Genomic DNA, 3,845 nt, shown 5'->3' with positions numbered 1-3,845 from the left:
CTCAATAAAAAGTTTAATCTCTTCGCTCAAATTACTTTGAGTCTTAATTTTAAGACGTCTAAAAGAATTGCTGGTTTATTTTACTTAACTTATTTTCTGTTCAATTTTCAAAGATCTTGTCGAACAAGCGACTTCTATATCTTAACATCCTTAGGAGTTATTGTCAACATTTTTTTTATTGTTGTTAATAACTTGTTTTCCTCAAGAACATTGACTATTCTATCATAGCTTTCAGTACACAAATATAAATATATGCTATATTTCTTAAATTATTCATTATTTCCTTATAATTTTAAACTTTTTCTTTATTTTATATATATTGATACTCCAGGATAAGTTTAAGAATACTTACATCACATTATATTGTATATTAGTATTTTACTTCCATTAATTATATTCTTCCATTAATTATATTATTGCTTATTATATATTATGTATTTCTAAATATCTTTTTATTTTACTATATAATATTTGTAATATTTGAATTTCAAAATAACTAAACTATAGAAATTTTAAAATATTAGTATTATAATATACTAGCAAAATGAATTTATCTATGCATCTATAGCTCAGTTGGATAGAGCGTTGGACTTCGAATCCAAGCGTCGGGGGTTCGAGCCCCTCTAGGTGCACCATTGTTACATTTTGTTAAATAAAATAGTGAAAGAATAAAAAATGAAAGAGTGAAAAAATTAAGGAAGAAATCCTTCGTATAACTTAAATTTAGTTTTGCAAAACAAAACACCTTTAACTTTTCACTCTTCACTCTTCACTAAAAAACCACTTTTCAATTTATATATATTTCATTATCATTGTAGAAATAGGCTCAACCTTAACTTTATTACCTTCTATATTATAAAGTCCATCCTCATTTATATTATTCTTATCTACTATTACCCTTAATTTATTATGATTTAATTTTACTTCTACTGGGTACTTATTAGAATTAAATATAATTACTATTTTCCCAATAGAGTCTCCTACTTTATTTCCATCAGCTATATAACCAACTATATTTTTTTCTGTAAAATTTTCTCCCATTTTTAAAAATTGGATACTTTCCTCTATCTCTTTTGATGAGTTCATTTTAAATACTTTGTGATCTTTCCTTAATTGAATTAAGCTTTTATAGTATTCGAATATATCTATATAAATTTCTTTTCTACTCCAATCGAATTTATTAACACTATCTGGTGATTTATAACTATTTTCTATTAAGTGTCCATTAGCATCTACTTTTGTCCTTAATATTTCATCTCCTGAATGTATAAAAGGAATCCCTTGAGATGTTAATACTATCGCTGCTGCCATTTTATTCATAGCAATTCTTTCTTTCTTTGTTGATAATGGCTTAGCTAAGGATAATTTATCCCATAACGTATAATTGTCATGAGCTGATGTATATGTTATAACTTGATATGGTTCATTAGCCCAATAGTCATTTGAATAAATTACTCTATCATAATCTATGTCTTTATGTTTTACTGAAGCAACTATACCAAACTTTAAGCTCTCTTCAAAATCTATTCCACCATTTATAAAGCCACCTTTTTCTTTTTCGAAAACATCACCTTTTATCGCATCTCTTATGTCATCACTAAAAGCTCCTATTTGTAGATTTCCAAATTTTCTTATATTATTCTTAAGAGATAGCCTTTCATTAGATAATGGTGAATCACTAGCCTTCCATCCCTCACCATATATTAATATACCTCTATCTATTTTATTAAGCTCTTCCCTAATTACCTTCATTGTCTCAATATCATGAAGTCCCATTAAATCAAATCTAAATCCATCTATTTTATATTCATTTACCCAGTATTTTAATGAATCAACAATGAATTTCCTTACCATAATTCTTTCTGACGCAATTTCATTACCACATCCTGATCCATTTGAGAAACCACCATCATTATTTTGACGATAATAGTATTTAGGTACTATAGAATTAAAATTAGAATTTTCTGTATCTGCTGTATGATTATAAACTACATCCATAACTACTTTAAATCCAGACTCATGTAACTTCATTATTAATTCTTTAAATTCCTTTATTCTGACTTCACCTAAATAAGGATTAGTTGAATATGATCCTTCAGGAACATTATAATTTAATGGATCATAGCCCCAATTATATTCATTTTCATTAAATCGTCTCTCATCTACTGTTTTATAATCAAAGCTAGGTAGTAATTGTATAACATTCACTCCTAGTTCTTTTAAGTGGCTTAGCCCTGTTTTAATTTCAGTTCCTTTTATAGCAGAGTTATCCTGACAAATCCCTTTAAACTTTCCCCTTATTTCATTATCTATTCCTGAATTACTGTCTATAGTAAAATCCCTAACGTTCATTTCGTAAATTACTGCATCTAGTGAATTCTCTAAAACTGGCTTTTTATGATTTTCCCATCCATCAGGATTTGTTTTATTTAAGTCTATAATCATTCCCCTTTTTCCATTTACACCAACTGCTTTTGCATATGGATCTACAGCCTCATACTCTTTTCCATCTATATTTACTAAATAGTTATAGAATTCGCCGTCTAGATTTCCACTTATTTCAATTTCCCAAATTCCTTTTTCTCTGAGATCCATATTAACAGTTTTATTTGCTTTTGATTCATAATCATAGCCATCTTTTCCATACAAATTTATCTTTACATTCGCTGCTAAAGGTGCCCATAATCTAAACTTTGTTTTTGTAGATGAATATATAGCTCCAAGTTCACCATCATATCTATATAAGTCTTCAAATTCTATAGAGTCATAATTTTTATAGTTAAAATACATTATATCGCCTCCTTATTAGCTAATTATATTACAAAGTAATATTCTTTTTTATTTTTAGAAGTATGTTTGTATTTAAATACAAACTTAATATTAATTTCTTATGACTTTGTCTTATATTATATGATTTAAATATTAAACCCTTATATAAAAATAAGCCTTATATCTTGTAAATATGATATAAGGCTTATTTTTATATATTATACGATTTTTGTTCCATGTATTTCTTTAGCTTTCGTTTTTTCTATTACTAAATCCCTATTTTCCTTATTAATTCCAGCTCCTGGGACTATAATTATTCTATTATTAGCATACTCAATTAACTCTTTTAAGGTATCTAAATTATTTAATGCAGATATATTTCCACCCTTAGTTAATATTCTATCTACACCTAATTCAACTAATTCATCAATAGCTAATTTTTTATCCACTATTTCATCAAATGCCATGTGAAAAGTTATATTTAAATCTCCGCTAACTTCTTTTACCCTTTTCATAAAACTTGCATCAACTTTCCCATCCTCTGTTAATGCACCTATTACAATAGCATTTGCTCCTAAACTCCTACAAACTTCTATATCAGTATACATTATTTCCTTTTCTATACTGTTATAAATAAAATTACCACCCCTTGGTCTAATTATCACATTTATAGGTAAATTTATATTTTCTATCGTCTTTTTTATAGTCCCATAGCTAGGTGTTGTCCCACCTTCAAGTAAATTATCACATAGTTCTATTCTATTTGCCCCATTTGCTTCTGCTCTAACTGCATCTTCATAGCAACCCGTACATGCTTCAAATATCATAAACTCCTCCTAATCCCATTGAAATAATTAATAATAAATCCATCCACAGTACATTAAAATTTATCCACATATTTAGTCATATTTCATGCTACACTTGTGGATTTTACATATTAATATATATTAATCAAGAAAAAAAATAAAGACAACTAACTTAAGTTGTCTTTTCTTTTGGAGCGGGTGATGAGAATCGAACTCACGTAACTTGCTTGGAAGGCAAGGGCTCTACCATTGAGCTACACCCGCATATTA

General features: G+C 27.7%; 2 protein-coding genes and 2 tRNA genes. 1 reads left to right on the top strand and 3 read right to left on the bottom strand.

Annotation, left to right across the window (positions count from 1 at the left end):
• Positions 1 to 558: 558 nt before the first annotated feature.
• Positions 559 to 635 (top strand) — tRNA-Arg (locus I2A75_RS17770).
• 157 nt (positions 636 to 792) lie between these two features.
• Here the strand turns inward: I2A75_RS17770 and pulA are convergent.
• From pulA to I2A75_RS17755, 3 genes are all read right to left on the bottom strand, one after another.
• Positions 793 to 2,790: a type I pullulanase gene (gene pulA, locus I2A75_RS17765; RefSeq protein ID WP_195266929.1), complete on the bottom strand. Its 1,998-nt coding sequence runs from the start codon at positions 2,788 to 2,790 to the stop codon at positions 793 to 795.
• Between the two features lie 197 nt (positions 2,791 to 2,987).
• Positions 2,988 to 3,596: a copper homeostasis protein CutC gene (locus I2A75_RS17760; protein ID WP_195266928.1), complete on the bottom strand. Its 609-nt coding sequence runs from the start codon at positions 3,594 to 3,596 to the stop codon at positions 2,988 to 2,990.
• A 169-nt stretch (positions 3,597 to 3,765) separates the two neighbouring features.
• Positions 3,766 to 3,839, bottom strand: a tRNA-Gly gene (locus tag I2A75_RS17755).
• Positions 3,840 to 3,845 lie beyond the last annotated feature (6 nt).

This window comes from Clostridium sp. 1001275B_160808_H3 (assembly GCF_015550425.1).
In the GTDB taxonomy this organism is placed as follows: Bacteria; Bacillota; Clostridia; order Clostridiales; family Clostridiaceae; genus Clostridium.
Note: the sequence above shows the minus strand (reverse complement) of the source record. Positions and strands in the feature narration are given on the sequence as shown.

What these genes read in the sequence shown, in the direction of transcription:
- pulA (WP_195266929.1), bottom strand. Translation starts at nt 2,790, where the DNA reads ATGTATTTTAACTATAAAAATTATGACTCTATAGAATTTGAAGACTTA.
- I2A75_RS17760 (WP_195266928.1), bottom strand. Translation starts at nt 3,596, where the DNA reads ATGATATTTGAAGCATGTACGGGTTGCTATGAAGATGCAGTTAGAGCA.